This window comes from Kitasatospora sp. NBC_01560, assembly GCF_045208415.1.
Lineage (GTDB): Bacteria > Actinomycetota > Actinomycetes > Streptomycetales > Streptomycetaceae > Kitasatospora.
Genome location: NZ_CP109364.1, coordinates 6,685,493 through 6,702,080, shown reverse-complemented (window position 1 = coordinate 6,702,080; position 16,588 = coordinate 6,685,493). Strand labels below are relative to the sequence as shown.

Annotated in this window: 14 protein-coding genes and 1 pseudogene; 6 read left to right on the top strand and 9 right to left on the bottom strand. The window is 71.2% G+C overall.

Annotated elements, in window-relative coordinates; translation table 11 throughout:
- Positions 1–642, top strand: a complete 642-nt coding sequence (locus OH807_RS28960; RefSeq protein WP_406204481.1) for a DUF2461 domain-containing protein — start codon at positions 1–3, stop codon at positions 640–642.
- A gap of 93 nt (positions 643–735) precedes the next feature.
- On the opposite strand, the gene OH807_RS28955 is transcribed toward OH807_RS28960, so the two are convergent.
- On the bottom strand, positions 736–1,677 hold the full coding sequence (locus tag OH807_RS28955) for a heme o synthase (protein ID WP_406204478.1): 942 nt from the start codon (positions 1,675–1,677) through the stop codon (positions 736–738).
- Positions 1,678–2,132: 455 nt separating this feature from the next.
- Between OH807_RS28955 and tkt the strand changes: the two genes are divergently transcribed.
- From tkt to pgl, 5 genes and pseudogenes are all read left to right on the top strand, one after another.
- Entirely contained in the window at positions 2,133–4,232 is a 2,100-nt protein-coding gene (gene tkt, locus OH807_RS28950; protein ID WP_406204476.1) for a transketolase, read from the top strand.
- Positions 4,233–4,320: 88 nt separating this feature from the next.
- Positions 4,321–5,460 carry a transaldolase gene (gene tal / locus OH807_RS28945; RefSeq protein ID WP_406204473.1) on the top strand — a complete coding sequence of 380 codons (1,140 nt, stop codon included), beginning with the start codon at positions 4,321–4,323 and terminating at the stop codon, positions 5,458–5,460.
- A 61-nt stretch (positions 5,461–5,521) separates the two neighbouring features.
- Entirely contained in the window at positions 5,522–7,078 is a 1,557-nt protein-coding gene (gene zwf / locus OH807_RS28940; protein WP_406211260.1) for a glucose-6-phosphate dehydrogenase, read from the top strand.
- Positions 7,075–8,005, top strand: a pseudogene (gene opcA / locus OH807_RS28935) (glucose-6-phosphate dehydrogenase assembly protein OpcA); the annotation flags it as partial. The gene zwf and the pseudogene opcA, both read left to right, overlap by 4 nt.
- 358 nt (positions 8,006–8,363) lie before the next feature.
- Complete coding sequence (gene pgl / locus OH807_RS28930; protein WP_406204470.1) at positions 8,364–9,152, top strand: 6-phosphogluconolactonase; 789 nt, start codon at positions 8,364–8,366, stop codon at positions 9,150–9,152.
- Positions 9,153–9,238: 86 nt separating this feature from the next.
- Here the strand turns inward: pgl and OH807_RS28925 are convergent, their stop codons facing one another.
- From OH807_RS28925 to rapZ, 8 genes are all read right to left on the bottom strand, one after another.
- On the bottom strand, positions 9,239–9,574 hold the full coding sequence (locus tag OH807_RS28925) for an RNA polymerase-binding protein RbpA (protein ID WP_406204467.1): 336 nt from the start codon (positions 9,572–9,574) through the stop codon (positions 9,239–9,241).
- A gap of 157 nt (positions 9,575–9,731) precedes the next feature.
- Positions 9,732–9,968 carry a preprotein translocase subunit SecG gene (gene secG / locus OH807_RS28920; protein ID WP_406204464.1) on the bottom strand — a complete coding sequence of 79 codons (237 nt, stop codon included), beginning with the start codon at positions 9,966–9,968 and terminating at the stop codon, positions 9,732–9,734.
- Positions 9,969–10,056: 88 nt separating this feature from the next.
- The gene (gene tpiA, locus OH807_RS28915) at positions 10,057–10,842 is read right to left on the bottom strand and encodes a triose-phosphate isomerase (protein WP_406204461.1); all 786 of its coding nucleotides are present in this window, start codon (positions 10,840–10,842) and stop codon (positions 10,057–10,059) included.
- Positions 10,843–10,846: 4 nt separating this feature from the next.
- On the bottom strand, positions 10,847–12,052 hold the full coding sequence (locus OH807_RS28910; protein WP_406204458.1) for a phosphoglycerate kinase: 1,206 nt from the start codon (positions 12,050–12,052) through the stop codon (positions 10,847–10,849).
- Positions 12,053–12,199: 147 nt separating this feature from the next.
- Positions 12,200–13,204 (bottom strand): type I glyceraldehyde-3-phosphate dehydrogenase, encoded by a 1,005-nt coding sequence (gene gap, locus OH807_RS28905; protein WP_406204456.1) that lies wholly within the window; start codon positions 13,202–13,204, stop codon positions 12,200–12,202.
- A gap of 296 nt (positions 13,205–13,500) precedes the next feature.
- Positions 13,501–14,481, bottom strand: a complete 981-nt coding sequence (gene whiA / locus OH807_RS28900; RefSeq protein ID WP_209411690.1) for a DNA-binding protein WhiA — start codon at positions 14,479–14,481, stop codon at positions 13,501–13,503.
- Entirely contained in the window at positions 14,472–15,605 is a 1,134-nt protein-coding gene (gene yvcK / locus OH807_RS28895) for a uridine diphosphate-N-acetylglucosamine-binding protein YvcK (protein WP_406211258.1), read from the bottom strand. The genes whiA and yvcK overlap by 10 nt, the downstream gene beginning before the upstream one ends.
- Before the next feature lie 76 nt (positions 15,606–15,681).
- Positions 15,682–16,587, bottom strand: a complete 906-nt coding sequence (gene rapZ, locus OH807_RS28890; protein WP_406211257.1) for an RNase adapter RapZ — start codon at positions 16,585–16,587, stop codon at positions 15,682–15,684.
- Position 16,588 lies beyond the last annotated feature (1 nt).

The following is a 16,588-nucleotide window of genomic DNA, read 5'->3' as shown; positions in this document are numbered from 1 at the left end:
GTGACCTTCCAAGGCTGGCCGACCGAGGCCCTCGACTTCTACGAGGGCCTGGAGGCCGACAACTCCCGGACCTTCTGGCAGACCCACAAGGACCGGTACGAACACGTCGTGCGGGAGCCGATGGAGCTGCTGCTCGACGAGCTGGAGCCCGAGTTCGGGCCGGGGAAGATCTTCCGCCCGAACCGCGACGTCCGGTTCAGCGCCGACAAGTCCCCGTACAAGACGCACATCGGCGCGCACCTGGCGGCCGGCGGCTACGTCCAGCTCTCCGCCGACGGCCTGGCCTGCGGCAACGGGCTGTACCAGCTCGCCCCGGACCAGCTGGAGCGGTACCGGGCCGCCGTGGCCGAGGACGTCTCCGGCGCCGAGCTGGAACGCGTCGTCGCCCTGGTCCGGGCGGCCGGACCGGAGGTGGTCGGCCGGGACAGCCTGAAGTCCGCCCCGCGCGGCTACCCGAAGGACCACCCGCGGATCGCGCTGCTCCGCCACAAGGGCCTGATCGCCTGGCAGGAGTGGCCGCCCGAGCCCTGGCTGGGCACCCGGGCCGCACGCGACCGGATCACCGCCTTCCTGCGGGCCTCCCTGCCGCTCAAGGACTGGCTGGACGGCCACGTCGGCCCGTCCGAGCTGCCGCCGCGCTGAGCCGGCCGCCGCGGCGGGCCCCGCAACGCCGAGGGGCCCCGGTCCGAAGACCGGGGCCCCTCGCCACGAACGGTGACCGCCCGAACGGGCCGGCTACTTCATGAACGGGTCGACCGCGATGACCACGAAGAGCAGCGTCAGGTAGGTGATCGACCAGTGGAAGAGCCGCATCTCCTTCAGCTTGGCGCCCACCACCCCGGCCTTGGCGCGGGCGTACAGCCCGTGCGCCTCCTTCAGCCAGGCCGCACCGAGCACGACGGCCGAGACGGGGTAGAGCCAGCTGGTGTCGGCCAGCGGCCAGAGCGCCATCGAGACGGCGACCATCACCCACGAGTAGATGACGATCTGCTTGGCGACCGCCAGGTTGCCCTTGACCACGGGCAGCATCGGCACGCCGGCCCGCTCGTAGTCCTCGCGCACCTTCATCGACAGCGGCCAGTAGTGCGGCGGCGTCCAGAAGAAGATGACCAGGAAGAGCACCAGCGCCGACCAGGACACCGTGTTGGTGACCGCCGCCCAGCCGACGAACACCGGCATGCAGCCGGCGATGCCGCCCCAGACGATGTTCTGCGCCGTCCGCCGCTTCAGGCCCAGCGTGTAGACGAAGACGTAGAAGAGCAGTGCCGCCAGCGCGAGCAGCGAGGACAGCGGGTTGACCAGGACGCCCAGCCAGACCGTCGAGCCGACCGCCAGCGCGATGCCGAAGACCAGCGCCTCGCGCGGCGAGACCATGCCGGTCACGAGCGGCCGCCGCTCGGTGCGGGTCATCACCGCGTCGATGTCGCGGTCGATGTACATGTTGAGCGCGTTCGCACCGCCGGCCGAGAGGTAGCCGCCGACGACCACCTGCAGCACCAGCAGCGGATCCGGAACACCGCGCTGCGCCAGGAACATCACCGGCACGGTGGTGATCAGCAGCAGCTCGATGATCCGAGGCTTGGTCAGTGCGACGAAGGCGCCGACACGGGCCCCGAACGGCCGGTTCGCAGGCGTCGCCCCGGTGACCCCGGCGGGACGGGATTCGACGGCGGTCACTAACACCCCAACTGAAGATGAATCCTCACAGGCGGCCACAGGAACGAAGGTCCCGAAATCGTCCGCTCTGTGCGTACCACGCCACCTTAGACGCTCCATATCTCCCCACCGGCTCCGGGGTCCCCCGGCGGGGCGGAACGCACACCCCTGGGTGAACCCACGAAGCCGGGCCCTTGCGGCACCGGTCCCCCGTCCTGACCATCGGACGGGCAGACGCCCGGAAATCAGGAGAGCCTGTGACAAAAGCTCCCATCGAACCCTCGTGGGAATCGCCATACGGAAATCCCGGTTGTCTCAGCACGGAGGGTGAGCCTCAGCACGGACGGTAGGCTCGCCCCAGAAGCGGGATCTACCCTCCGTGACCGGCACCACCCAAGCGTCCGGCCCCACCGACGTGGCCGACCCGGTCCCCCTCACGGGGTCACTCTTCACAACGGAAGGAGCCCTGAGACAGGGTGAGCACGACGCCGACGAATACATTCGAGTGGTCCGAACTGGACGAGCGCACTGTCGACACGGCCCGGGTCCTGGCCATGGACGCGGTCCAGAAGGTCGGCAACGGACACCCGGGGACGGCCATGTCGCTGGCCCCGGCCGCCTACCTGATCTTCCAGCGCTTCCTGCGCCACGACCCGACCGATCCGGCCTGGGTGGGCCGCGACCGATTCGTCCTCTCCCCGGGGCACACCAGCCTGACCCTCTACACCCAGCTGTACTTCTCCGGCTACGGCCTGGAGCTGGACGACCTCAAGGCCTTCCGGGTCGCCGGCAGCCGCACCCCCGGTCACCCCGAGCACGGTCACACCGCGGGCGTCGAGACCACCACCGGCCCGCTCGGCCAGGGCATCGCCAACGCGGTGGGCATGGCGATGGCCGCGCGCTTCGAGCGCGGCCTCTTCGACCCGGACGCCCCGGCCGGCGAGTCGCCGTTCGACCACACCGTCTGGGCCATCGTCTCCGACGGCGACCTGGAGGAGGGCATCTCCGCGGAGGCCTCCTCGCTCGCCGGCCACCAGAAGCTGGGCAACCTGGTCGCCCTCTACGACGACAACCACATCTCGATCGAGGGCGACACCGAGACCGCCTTCTCCGAGGACGTCCTCAAGCGCTACGAGGCGTACGGCTGGCACGTCCAGCGGGTCGCCCCGAAGGCCAACGGCGACATCGACGTGGCCGTGCTGGCCGAGGCGCTCGCCGCGGCCAAGGCCGAGACCTCCCGCCCGTCGATGATCGCGATGCGCACGATCATCGCCTGGCCGGCCCCGGACGCCCAGAACACCGCCAAGGCGCACGGCTCCGCGCTCGGCGCCGCCGAGATCGCCGCCACCAAGAAGGTCCTGGGCTTCGACCCGGAGAAGACCTTCGAGGTCAGCGAGAAGGTCATCGGGCACGCCCGCGAGGTCATCAAGCGCGGCAAGGCCTCCCGCGACGAGTGGCAGCAGTCCTTCACCGCCTGGCGCGCCGCCCACCCGCACCGCGCCGCGGAGTTCGACCGGATCCAGGCCGGCGAGCTGCCCGAGGGCTGGAAGAAGGCCGTCCCGGTCTTCGAGGCCGGCAAGGACGTCGCCACCCGCAAGGCGTCGGGCGAGACCCTCAAGGCGATCGGCGCGGTGATCCCGGAGCTGTGGGGCGGCTCGGCCGACCTCGCGGAGTCCAACCTCACCACCATCGACGAGGAGAGCTCCTTCCTCCCCGAGGGCAACCCGCTGAAGAGCGCCAGCCCGTACGGCCGGACGATCCACTTCGGCATCCGCGAGCACGCCATGGGTTCGGCCATGAACGGCATCGCGCTGCACGGGAAGACCCGCGTCTTCGGCGGCACCTTCCTGGTCTTCGCCGACTACATGCGCCCGGCCGTCCGGCTGGCCGCACTGATGAAGCTGCCGGTCACCTACGTCTGGACGCACGACTCGATCGGCCTCGGCGAGGACGGCCCGACCCACCAGCCGGTCGAGCACCTGGCCTCGCTGCGCGCCATCCCGGGCCTGACCATGGTCCGCCCGGCCGACGCCAACGAGACGGCCGTCGCCTGGCGCACCGTCGTCGAGCGCCAGACCACCCACCCCGGCCCGGTCGGCCTCGCGCTCACCCGCCAGAACGTCCCGACCTTCGACCGCGAGGTCTTCGGCTCCGCCGAGGGCACCGCGAAGGGCGGCTACATCCTGGCCGAGGCGTCCAACGGCGACCCGCAGCTGATCCTGCTGGGCACCGGCTCCGAGGTCCAGCTCGCCGTCAAGGCCCGCGAGGTCCTGGAGGCCGAGGGTGTCGCGACCCGGGTGGTCTCGCTGCCGTCCTTCGAGTGGTTCCAGGAGCAGGACCAGGCCTACCGCGACAGCGTGCTGCCGCCGTCGGTCAAGGCCCGCGTCTCGGTCGAGGCCGGCATCGGCCAGGGCTGGCGCGAGCTGGTCGGCGACCACGGCCGGATCGTCTCGCTGGAGCACTTCGGTGCCTCCGCCGACTACAAGGTGCTGTACGAGGAGTTCGGCCTGACCTCCGAGCGCGTGGTCGCCGAGGCCCACAACGCGCTGCGCTCGCTCGAAGCCGTCAACCGCTAGCCGCACCCGGCCGGGGCGCCGACCGCACATCGAGCGCCCCGGCCCCTCCGACGACCCCACGCAGACAGAAGAAAAAGGACTGAGCACCATGACTGACGCACTGAAGCGCCTCAGCGACGAAGGCGTGGCGATCTGGCTGGACGACCTCAGCCGCAAGCGGCTGAACACCGGCAACCTGGCCGAGCTGGTGCAGAACAAGCACGTGGTGGGTGTCACCACCAACCCGACCATCTTCCAGAAGGCGATCGGCGGCGGCGACTCCTCGTACGACGGCCAGCTGCGCGACCTCGCGGTCCGCAAGGTCACCACCGACGAGGCCGTCCGCATGATCACCACCTCGGACGTGCGCGATGCCGCCGACGTGCTGCGCCCGGTCTACGACGCCTCCAACGGCCGCGACGGCCGGGTCTCCATCGAGGTCGACCCGCGGCTGGCCCACGAGACCGCCGCCACCATCGCCGAGGCCAAGCAGCTCTGGTGGCTGGTCGACCGCCCGAACGTCTTCATCAAGATCCCCGCCACCAAGGCCGGCCTGCCCGCGATCGGCGAGGTCATCGGCAAGGGCATCAGCGTCAACGTCACGCTGATCTTCTCGCTGGAGCGCTACCGGGCCGTCATCGACGCCTACCTGACCGGCCTGGAGTCCGCCAAGGCCAAGGGCCTGGACCTCTCCCAGATCGAGTCCGTCGCCTCCTTCTTCGTGTCCCGCGTGGACACCGAGATCGACAAGCGCCTCGACAAGGTCGGCGGCGACGCCAAGAACCTGCGCTCCAAGGCCGCCCTGGCCAACGCCCGCCTCGCCTACCAGGCGTACGAGGAGGTCTTCGGCAGCGTCGACGGCAAGAACGCCGGCACCGACCGCTGGAAGGCCCTGGAGGCCGCCGGCGCCAAGCCGCAGCGCCCGCTCTGGGCCTCCACCGGCGTCAAGGACCCGGCCCTGCCGGACACCCTGTACGTCACCGAGCTGGTCGCCCCCGGCACCGTCAACACCATGCCCGAGGCCACCCTGGACGCCACCGGCGACCACGGTGTGATCACCGGCGGCACCATCGTCCCCAACTACGCCGACGCCAAGGCCGTGATGGACGCCATCGCCGCCGCCGGCGTGGACTACGACGACGTGGTCCAGGTGCTGGAGGACGAGGGCGTCGAGAAGTTCGAGCAGTCCTGGAACGAGCTGCTCGACACCGTCACTGCCTCGCTCGCCTCCTTCGCCGACGAGAAGTGATCCCCGCTCACAGCCAGCGCACGAAAGCGGAGCCCATCAAGTGAGCACTGATTTCCCCGAGTTGACATCGGATTCGGACGCGGGCGACCCCCCGCCGGCCCCCGTCAACCCGCTTCGTGACCCTGCCGACCGGCGGCTCCCGCGCATCGCGGGGCCGTCCGGCCTGGTCATCTTCGGGGTCACCGGCGACCTGTCCCGCAAGAAGCTGATGCCGGCCATCTACGACCTCGCCAACCGCGGTCTGCTCCCGCCGGGCTTCTCGCTCGTCGGCTTCGCCCGCCGCGAGTGGGAGGACGAGGACTTCGCCAAGGAGGTCCACGACGCGGTCAAGGACCACGCGCGGACCCCGTTCCGCGAGGAGGTCTGGCAGCAGCTCGCCAAGGGCATGCGCTTCGTCCAGGGCGACTTCGGCGACGACGACGCCTTCGACAAGCTGCGCGAGACCATCGAGGAGCTCGACAAGGCACAGGGCACCGGCGGCAACTTCGCCTTCTACCTCTCGGTGCCGCCGAAGTTCTTCCCCACCGTCGTCCAGCAGCTGAAGAAGCACGGCCTGGCCGACCCGCCGCAGGGCTCCTGGCGGCGCGCCGTCATCGAGAAGCCCTTCGGCCACAACCTGGAGAGCGCCCAGGAGCTGAACCGGATCGTCCACGAGGTCTTCCCCCGGGACGAGGTCTTCCGGATCGACCACTACCTGGGCAAGGAGACCGTCCAGAACATCCTGGCGCTCCGCTTCGCCAACCAGATGTTCGAGCCGATCTGGAACCGGTCGTACGTCGACCACGTGCAGATCACCATGGCCGAGGACATCGGCATCGGCGGCCGGGCCGGCTACTACGACGGCATCGGCTCGGCCCGGGACGTCATCCAGAACCACCTGCTCCAGCTGATGGCGCTCACCGCCATCGAGGAGCCGGCGTCCTTCCACCCCAAGGCGCTGGTCGCCGAGAAGCTCAAGGTGCTCAGCGCCGTCAAGCTCCCGGCCGACCTCGGCAAGCACACCGTGCGCGGCCAGTACGCGTCCGGCTGGCAGGGTGGCGAGGAGGTCGTCGGGTACCTCGACGAGGACGGCATCAACCCGGACTCCAAGACCGACACCTACGCGGCCATCAAGCTGGAGATCAACAACCGCCGCTGGGCGGGCGTGCCGTTCTACCTGCGCACCGGCAAGCGGCTCGGCCGCCGGGTCACCGAGATCGCGGTGGTCTTCCAGCGCGCCCCGTACCTGCCGTTCGACTCCTACGCGACCGAGGAGCTGGGGCAGAACGCCCTGGTCATCCGGGTCCAGCCGGACGAGGGCGTGACGGTGCGGTTCGGCTCCAAGGTGCCGGGCACCTCCTTCGAGGTCCGGGACGTCACGATGGACTTCGCCTACGGCGAGTCCTTCACCGAGTCCAGCCCGGAGGCGTACGAGCGGCTCATCCTCGACGTCCTGCTCGGCGACGCCAACCTGTTCCCGCGCCACCAGGAGGTCGAGCTCTCCTGGCAGATTCTCGACCCGATCGAGACGTACTGGGACACCCACGGCAAGCCCGCCCAGTACCCGGCGGGCACCTGGGGCCCGACCGAAGCGGACGAGATGCTCTCACGAGACGGCAGGAGCTGGCGCCGGCCATGAAGATCGACCTCACGAACACGACGTCCAGCAAGATCAACGCCGCGCTGATGGAGGCGCGCCGGGCCGGCGGCTCCACCGCCGCCGGCATGGTGCTCACCCTGGTGATCGTGACGGACGAGGGCAGCGCGTACGACGCCCTCAAGGCCGCCAACGACGCCTCCCGCGAGCACCCCTCGCGCACCCTGGCGGTCATCAAGCGGGCCGGGCGCTCGCCCCGGGCCCGCGCGGAGACCCGCCTGGACGCCGAGATCCTGGTCGGCAGCGACGCCGGCTCCGGCGAGACGGTCGTCCTGCGGATGCACGGCGAGCTCGTCGCGCACGCGCAGTCCGTCGTCCTGCCGCTGCTGCTCCCGGACGCCCCCGTGGTGGTCTGGTGGCCGGAGAACGCGCCGCTGCACCCGGCGCAGGACCCGCTCGGTGCCATCGCCCAGCGCCGGATCACCGACGCGGTGACCGCCGAGTCCCCGGTCGGGCAGCTCGCCCAGCGGGCCCAGAGCTACACCCCGGGCGACACCGACCTGGCCTGGACGCGGATCACCGGCTGGCGCTCGATGCTGGCCGCCGCGCTGGACCAGCGGCCGTCCACGGTCGTCTCCGCGATGGTCGAGGGCGAGTCGTACAACCCCAGCGTCGAGCTGCTCGGCCTCTGGCTGCACAACCGGCTGCACGTGCCGGTCGAGCGGGTCGTCACCGGCGGCCCGGGCATCACCGCGGTGCACCTGCGCACCAAGGACGGGGACATCACCCTGGACCGCCCGGACGGCCTGATGGGCACGCTCTCGATGCCCGGCTCGCCGGACCGCCAGGTGGCGCTCAAGCGCCGCGAGACCTCCGAGCTGATCGCGGAGGAGCTGCGCCGCCTCGACCCGGACGACATCTACGCGACGGCCGTCCGCACGCCCGTGGACCGGCTGCGCGAGCAGGCCGACGCGGACGCCGCGGCGGCGGCCGGGCGGGCGCCCCAGGCGGTCGCCGAGGCCGCGGTGGCCGCCCCGGTCCGGGTGACCGCCAAGGTGCCCGCCACCGAGGCTCCCGCCGCGGAGAAGGCGGCGGGCGGGAAGGCCGCCGCGAAGCCCGCCGTGCAGAAGACCGCCACCAAGCGGACCGCCACCAAGAAGGCGGTCACGAAGACGGCGGCCTCCAAGACGGCGGTCGCGAAGCCGGCCGTTGCCAAGCCGGCGGCCGCGAAGAAGACCGTCGCCAAGAAGGCGGTCGCCAAGACGGCCGTCGCGAAGAAGGCCCCGGCCAAGCCGGCCGCCCGACGCGCGACCAAGCGGGCGGGCTCATGACCGCGGCCACCCCGCAGCTGGTCGTCCACCGCGACAAGGAGCTGATGGCCCAGGCCGCCGCGGCCCGGCTGATCACCCGGATCGTGGACGCCCAGGCCGCCCGCGGCACCGCCTCGGTGGTGCTCACCGGCGGACGCAACGGCAACGCGCTGCTGGCCGCCATCGCCGCCTCCCCCGCCCGGGACGCGGTGGACTGGGCCCGGCTCGACCTCTGGTGGGGCGACGAGCGCTTCGTGCCCTCCGCCGATCCCGAGCGCAACGCCGTCCAGGCCCGGGCGGAGCTGCTCGACGCCGTCCCGCTCGACCCGGCGCGGGTGCACGAGATGCCCGCCTCGGACGGCGTGGACGGCTCGGACGTGGAGGCCGCCGCGGCCCGCTACGCCGAGGAGCTGGCGAAGGCCGCCGGACCGGGTGACCGGCTCGGCGTCCCCGCCTTCGACGTGCTGCTGCTGGGCGTCGGCCCGGACACCCACGTCGCCTCGCTCTTCCCCGAGCACCCGGGCGTGCGGGAGACCGAGCTGACGGTGATCGGCGTGCGCGGTGCGCCGAAGCCCCCGCCGGTGCGGATCTCGCTCACCCTGCCGACGATCCGCTCGGCCCGCGAGGTCTGGCTGCTGGCGGCGGGCGAGGACAAGGCCGGCGCGGTCGCGGTGGCACTGTCCGGGCCGGGCGAGCTGCAGGCGCCCGCCTCGGGCGCGTACGGCCGCAGCCGCACGCTCTGGCTGCTGGACCGGTCCGCGGCGGCGCAGATCCCGCCGCAGCTGTACCCGCCGGCCTCGGCCTGATCCGCGGGCCCCGGCCGGGGCCCGCGGACGCCGAAGGGCGCCACCGTATCCGATACGGTGGCGCCCTTCGTGCGTACGGCCCGGGCTCAGATCTCGCCGCGCAGCTTGGCCAGTGCCTCGGCGAGGATCGCCTCGCCGTCGGCGTCGGTGCGCCGCTCGCGGACGTAGGCGAGGTGGGTCTTGTACGGCTCGTTGCGCGAGGGAGCAGGCGGGTTCTGCTCGTCCTGTCCGGCCGGGAAACCACAGCGCGGGCAGTCCCAGGTGTCCGGGATGACCGCCTCGGCAGCGAAGCTGGGGCGGGTCTCGTGCTTGTTGGCACACCAGAAGGTGATCCGGTTGCGCGGGGCGGACTCGCCGCGCTCCGCCTCCCCCATCGGGCCGGCTCCGACCCTGCTGCCACGAATGGCGTTGCCACTTGCCACGGTCTGACTCCCTGCGTGCTGGTGCGCCCACCCGCCGCGGTGCGCGTCGGTGGCGAAAGTCGTCCTAGTGTAAGCAGGAGTTAAGGGTCCACCACCACCGGCTCCGCCCCGGACCGTTCCAGCATAGGCCGCGGGGCGACGGGGCGTCAGCGATACGTCAGCTCTTGTACTTGAGCACCAGGCCGAGCACGATGATGCATGCGAACCAGCCAACGCCGACAATGATCGTGATGCGGTCCAGGTTGCGCTCGGCCACCGCCGAACCGCCACCGGTGGACATCGCGCCGCCGCCGAACATGTCGGACAGGCCGCCGCCCTTCCCCTTGTGCAGCAGCACCAGCAGGATCATCAGCAGGCTGAAGATGATCAGGGCAATCGAGAACCCGATAACCACGACGGGACCAACTCTCTCGTATCTTCGGCGAAGGGGCCGGGCCCGCGGTGAGCGGTCCGGCCCCAAAGCCTACGTTGCTGCGGCGGCGTTAGCCTACTGCCTGGTCACGGTACCGCACGATCTTGACGAACTCCTCGGCGTCCAGCGAGGCACCGCCGATCAGGCCGCCGTCGACGTCGGGCTTGGCCATCAGACCGGCCGCGCTCGACGACTTGACCGAACCGCCGTAGAGCACGCGGACCTTGCCGGCCAGCTCGGCGTCGTACAGCTCGGCGATCCGCACACGGATGGCGGCGCAGACCTCCTGGGCGTCCTCGGGGGTCGCCACCTCGCCGGTGCCGATCGCCCAGACCGGCTCGTACGCGACCACGACGGACTCGGCCTGCGCGGCCGGGACGTCCTGGAGGGCGCCGTCGAGCTGGGCCAGCGTGTACTCGACGTGGGTGCCGGCCTTGCGGATGTCCAGCGGCTCGCCGATGCACAGGATCGGGGTGATCCCGCTCCGGTAGGCGGCCTTGACCTTGGCGTTGACGATCTCCTCGTTCTCGCCGTGGTACTGGCGGCGCTCCGAGTGGCCGATCACCGCGTAGGTGCACTTCAGCTTCGACAGCATCGGGCCGGAGACCTCGCCGGTGTAGGCACCGGAGTCGTGCTGCGAGATGTCCTGCGAGCCGTACTTGATCTTCAGCTTGTCGCCGTCGACCAGGGTCTGCACCGAGCGGAGGTCGGTGAACGGCACGAGGACGGCCACCTCGACCGACTCGTAGTCCTTGTCGGCCAGCGCGAAGGCCAGCTTCTGGGTGTGCTGGATGGCCTCAAGGTGGTTGAGGTTCATCTTCCAGTTGCCCGCCATCAGCGGGAGACGCTCAGTCATTGCCTCAGCCTTCCAGGGCGGCGAGACCGGGGAGCGTCTTGCCCTCCAGGTACTCAAGGCTCGCGCCACCGCCGGTCGAGATGTGCCCGAACTTCGTCTCGTCGAAGCCCAGGATGCGGACGGCGGCGGCGGAGTCACCACCACCGACCACGGTGAACGCGTCGCTGTCGAGCAGCGCCTGCGCGACGGCCTTGGTGCCCTCGGCGAAGGCCGGGTGCTCGAAGACGCCGACCGGGCCGTTCCAGAACACCGTCTTGGCGTCGGCCAGCTTCTCCGCGAAGAGCTCGCGGGTCTTCGGGCCGATGTCCAGGCCCTCCTTGTCGGCGGGAATCTTGTCCGCGTCGACGATCTCGAAGTCCTCGACCGGCGCGTGCGTCTTGGTGTCGGGGAATTTCGCGGAGATCGCGACGTCCACCGGCAGCACGAACTCGACGCCGTTCGCCTTGCCGCGCTCCAGGTAGTCCAGGACGACGGGGACCTGGTCCTTCTGCAGCAGCGAGATGCCGACCTCGTGGCCCAGCGCGTGCAGGAAGGTGTACGCCATGCCGCCGCCGATCAGGATGCGGTCGGCCTTGCCGAGCAGGTTGTCGATGACGCCGACCTTGTCGGACACCTTCGAGCCGCCGAGCACGACGACGTACGGGCGCTCGACCTCCTCGGTGAGGCGCTTGAGCACGCCCACCTCGGTGGCGATCAGGTCGCCGACGGCGTGCGGCAGCCGGGCCGGCAGGTCGTAGACGGAGGCGTGCTTGCGGTGCACCGCACCGAAGCCGTCGCCCACGTAGAGGTCGGCGAGGCCGGCCAGCTCGTCGGCGAAGGCGCCGCGCTCGGCGTCGTCCTTGCTGGTCTCACCGGCGTTGAAGCGCAGGTTCTCAAGCAGCGTGACCTCGCCGTCGGCCAGGGCGGCGACGGTGGCCTTCGCGCTCTCGCCCACGGTGTCGGTCGCGAACGCGACCGGAACGCCGAGGATCTCGCCGAGGCGGACGGCCACCGGCGCGAGGGAGAACTGCGGGTCCGGCTCGCCCTTCGGGCGGCCGAGGTGGGAGGCGACGACGACCTTCGCGCCGCGGGCGACGAGCTTGGCGATGGTCGGGGCGACAGCCCGGATCCGTCCGTCGTCGGTGATCGTCCCGCCGGACAGCGGCACGTTCAGGTCGGCGCGCACGAACACGCGACGGCCGGCGACGTCGAGGTCTTCGATGGTCTTCACGATCTTCGGTCTCCTGGGGAGAAGGTGGAGCAGGCGACGGCACAACGGCGGGCCGTCAAGGGGGAGTTGAGGGTGCGCAGACGAGGGCCCGGACGGCGTCGAAGCCTTCCGGGCCCTCCCCCTTACTTCACTTCAGCTCCCGCAGCGTCAGAGCTGTCCACCGACGAGGGTGGTCAGGTTGACGAGGCGGTTCGAGTAGCCCCACTCGTTGTCGTACCAGCCGAAGATCTTGACCTGGTTGCCCTGGGCCATCGTCAGCAGCGAGTCGAAGATCGTGGAGAACGGCGAGTTCACGATGTCGCTGGAGACGATCGGGTCCTCGGTGTACTGCAGGATGCCCTGGAGGTTGCTCTCCGACGCCTTCTTGAAGGCCTCGTTGACCTCCTCGACGGTGACGTCGCGCTCCAGGGTGACGACCAGGTCGGTGATCGAGCCGGTGGGCACCGGGACGCGCAGCGAGGTGCCGTCCAGCTTGCCCTTGAGCTCCGGCAGGACCAGCGCGGTGGCCTTGGCGGCACCGGTGGACGTCGGGATGATGTTGAGGGCCGCGGCGCGGGCGCGACGCAGGTCCTTGTGCGGGAAGTCCAGGGTGACCTGGTCGTTGGTGTACGCGTGCACCGTGGTCATCAGACCCTTGACGATGCCGAAGCTCTCGTTCAGCACCTTCGCCAGCGGCGCCACGCAGTTGGTGGTGCACGAGGCGTTGGAGATGATCGTGTGCTTGGCGGCGTCGTACTTGTCGTCGTTGACGCCCATCACGATGGTGATGTCCTCGTCGGAGGCGGGCGCCGAGATGATGACCTTCTTGGCACCGGCGGTGACGTGCTTCTTGGCGGCGTCGGCCTTGGTGAAGATGCCCGTCGACTCGATGACGACGTCCGCACCCAGCTCGCCCCAGGGGAGGTTGGCCGGGTCACGCTCGGCGATGACCTTGAAGGTCTTGCCGTCGACGGTGATGCTGTCCGCGGTGTGGGACACCTCGCCCGGGAAGGTGCCCAGGATCGAGTCGTACTTGAGCAGGTGCGCCAGCGTCTTGGTGTCGGTCAGGTCATTGACACCGACGATCTCGATGTCCGCGCCCTGGGCTTTGACCGCCCGGAAGAAGTTGCGGCCGATGCGGCCGAATCCGTTGATGCCTACCCGGATCGTCACGAACCGATCTCCTCGTTAGGTACGCCGGAACTATGCCGACGGGGTGGAATTTGGGATGTCCCCGACCGCCTATGACCCTACCCCTCCGAGGCCTGGGAGGGCACATCAGGCCGGGTCGGACGCCTTGGCGTGGCGTGTCAAGAGGCCGGGAACAGGCCTTCCGCCCTTGCCGTCGGCGGCAGTTGGTCCGGACCAAGTGCACCCGGGCACGAACTGTCCGCTCCGCACGTCCGGACACGCGAGAGCCGGTGTCCGCAATTCGGACACCGGCTCGGCGTGTTCACGGACGGTGATCGCTAGTTGAGCGCCATCTCGTCGGTCAGATTGGCCTCGGTGCTGGGCAGGCCGAGCTCGGAGGCGCGCTTGTCGGCCATCGCCAGCAGCCGGCGGATCCGGCCGGCCACCGCGTCCTTGGTGAGCGGCGGGTCCGCCAGCGCGCCCAGCTCCTCCAGCGAGGCCTGCTTGTGCTGCATCCGCAACTGGCCTGCGGCGGCCAGGTGCTCGGGCACCTCGTCGCCGAGGATCTCCAGCGCCCGCTGCACCCGGGCGCCCGCCGCCACCGCGGCGCGGGCCGAGCGGCGCAGGTTCGCGTCGTCGAAGTTGGCCAGGCGGTTGGCGGTGGCCCGGACCTCGCGCCGCATCCGGCGCTCCTCCCAGGCGAGCACCGACTCGTGCGCGCCGAGCCGGGTCAGCAGCGCGCCGATGGCGTCCCCGTCGCGGATCACCACCCGGTCCACGCCGCGCACCTCGCGGGCCTTGGCCGGGATGCCGAGCCGGCGGGCGGCGCCGACCAGGGCGAGGGCGGCCTCCGAACCGGGGCAGGTGATCTCCAGCGAGGAGGAGCGGCCGGGCTCGGTGAGCGAGCCGTGCGCCAGGAAGGCGCCGCGCCACGCCGCCTCGGCGTCGCAGGTGGCCCCGGAGACGACGGCCGGGGGCAGGCCGCGGATCGGACGGCCGCGGCCGTCCACGAGTCCGGTCTGGCGGGCCAGCAGCTCGCCGTCCTTGACCACCCGGACCACGTAGCGGCTGCCGCGGCGCAGGCCGCCGGGAGCCATCACGACCAGGTCCGAGGAGTGTCCGAAGATCTCCAGCAGGTCCTTGCGCAGCCGGCGCGCCGCCGCGCCGGTGTCCAGCTCCGCCTCGATCACGATGCGGCCGCTCACGATGTGCAGCCCGCCCGCGAATCGCAGGATCGCCGAGACCTCCGCCTTGCGGCAGCAGGCCCGGGTGACCGGGAGCCGGCTGATTTCGTCCTTCACCGCTGGAGTCATCGCCATGGCCCGATCCTTCCATGTGTCCGGAAAATCCGGTCGTACGCGGCGGCCAAGAGCTCCGGGTCGTGTCGCGGCGTGCCGTCGGTGCGGGCGACCCGGCCGAGCACCAGGGCGGCGCCCATCCGCTCGGCGGCCTTCTCCAGACCGGCCAGGTCCGCCAGGCCGAACGCGCCGCCGGTGACGGCGCGCTCGTCCACCAGGATCGCATCCACCGCGAGGGTGGGGGCGTGGTCGGCGATGACCTCCAGGTGGCGCTGCGGGGTGAAGCCCTCCGTCTCGCCGGGCTGCGGGGCCAGGTTCAGGGTGAGCAGGCGGCGGGCGCGGGTCTCGGTGAGCGCCGCGGCCAGCTCGGGCACCAGCAGGTGCGGCAGCACGCTGGTGAACCAGGAGCCCGGGCCGAGCACCACCCAGTCCGCCTCGCGGACGGCGGTGACGGCCTCCGGGACGGCCGGCGGCGCGTCCGGCAGCAGCCGGATCGACTGGACCGTACCCGGCGTGACGGCGACGCTGGCCTGGCCGCGGACGGCGGACAGCGCACCGGGGTGTGCCGGGTCGTGCCCGCGGACTATCGCCTCGATGTCCAGCGGCACCGCCGACATCGGCAGCACCCGGCCCTGGACGTTCAGCAGCCGGCCCACCCAGTCCAGGGCGGCCACAGGGTCCCCGAGCTTCTCCCAGAGCGCGACGATCAGCAGGTTGCCGACGGCGTGGCCGCCCAGCTCACCGGTGCTGGTGAAGCGCTGCTGGATCACCTCGGACCAGGTGCGGCCCCAGTCGTCGTCGCCGCAGAGCGCGGCCAGCGCCTTGCGCAGGTCCCCCGGGGGCAGCACCCCGAGCTCCTCGCGCAGCCGCCCGCTGGAACCGCCGTCGTCGGCCACCGTGACCACGGCGGTGAGGTCGGTGGTCAGCCGGCGCAGCGCGGAGAGCGAGGCGGAGAGGCCCTGGCCGCCGCCGAGGGCGGTGATCCGGGGTGCCTGCTTGCTCCGGGGCGGCTGGCTGGTACGGGAGGGACTGGTGCGGGCCGGGTTGCTACGGGCCTGGCCGGCCCGCAGGCGGCCGGCCCACGCGGAGCGCGACGGGGCCCCCGTCCGGTCGGCGGTCTTGTTCTGGAGCTGCCGCCCGGGCACGTATCCCGTCACACCCACCTCGCGTTCCTCTTGCCCGCCGCCGGCCTCCGCCGGCGGCCCGGCAGGAAGACGGCGGCTACTCCCGTCCCATGTCACGGTGGACGAGCACCGTTTCGACCCCGTCGGCGACGAGACGCTTCGTCAGGCGCTCGGACATCGCGACGCTGCGGTGCTTGCCACCGGTGCAGCCTACGGCAAGCGTCATGTAGCGCTTCCCCTCGCGGCGGTACCCCTCGGTGACGATGCGCAACAGCTCGGCGTAGCCGTTCAGGAATTCGTTGGCGCCGGGCTGGCGGAACACGTAGTCGGCGACGTCGGAGTCGGTGCCGGTACGGGCCCGCAGCTCGGGCACCCAGTGCGGATTGGGCAGGAAGCGACAGTCCACCACGAGGTCGGCGTCGACCGGCAGGCCGTACTTGAAGCCGAAGGACATCACGGTGGCGCGCAGCTCGGGCTCGTCGTGGTCGGCGAACTGCGCGTCGAGCTTGGCGCGCAGCTGGTGCACGTTGAGGTTGGAGGTGTCGATCACCAGGTCGGCCTCGCCGCGCAGCTCGCGCAGCAGGTCGCGCTCCTGGGCGATGCCGTCGACGATCCGGCCGTCGGCCTGCAGCGGGTGCGGCCGGCGGACGCTCTCGAACCGGCGGACGAGGGCGTCGTCGGAGGAGTCCAGGAAGACCACGCTCAGCCGGACGCCGCGCTTCTCCAGCTCGTCCAGCGAGGTGAGCAGGTCGTCGAAGAACTGGCGGCCGCGGACGTCCACCACGGCGCCGATCCGGGCGACGTTCCCCTGGGAACGGGCGCCGAGGTCGACCATGGTGGGGATGAGGGCCGGCGGCAGGTTGTCCACGACGAACCAGCCGAGGTCCTCCAGGCACTTGGCGGCGGTGGATCGGCCGGCTCCGGACATGCCGGAGATGATCACCAGCTCCGGGACGTTCTCCGCCCCGGCCTCCGGCCGGGGGGTACTCCCGTGGTCGGGCATC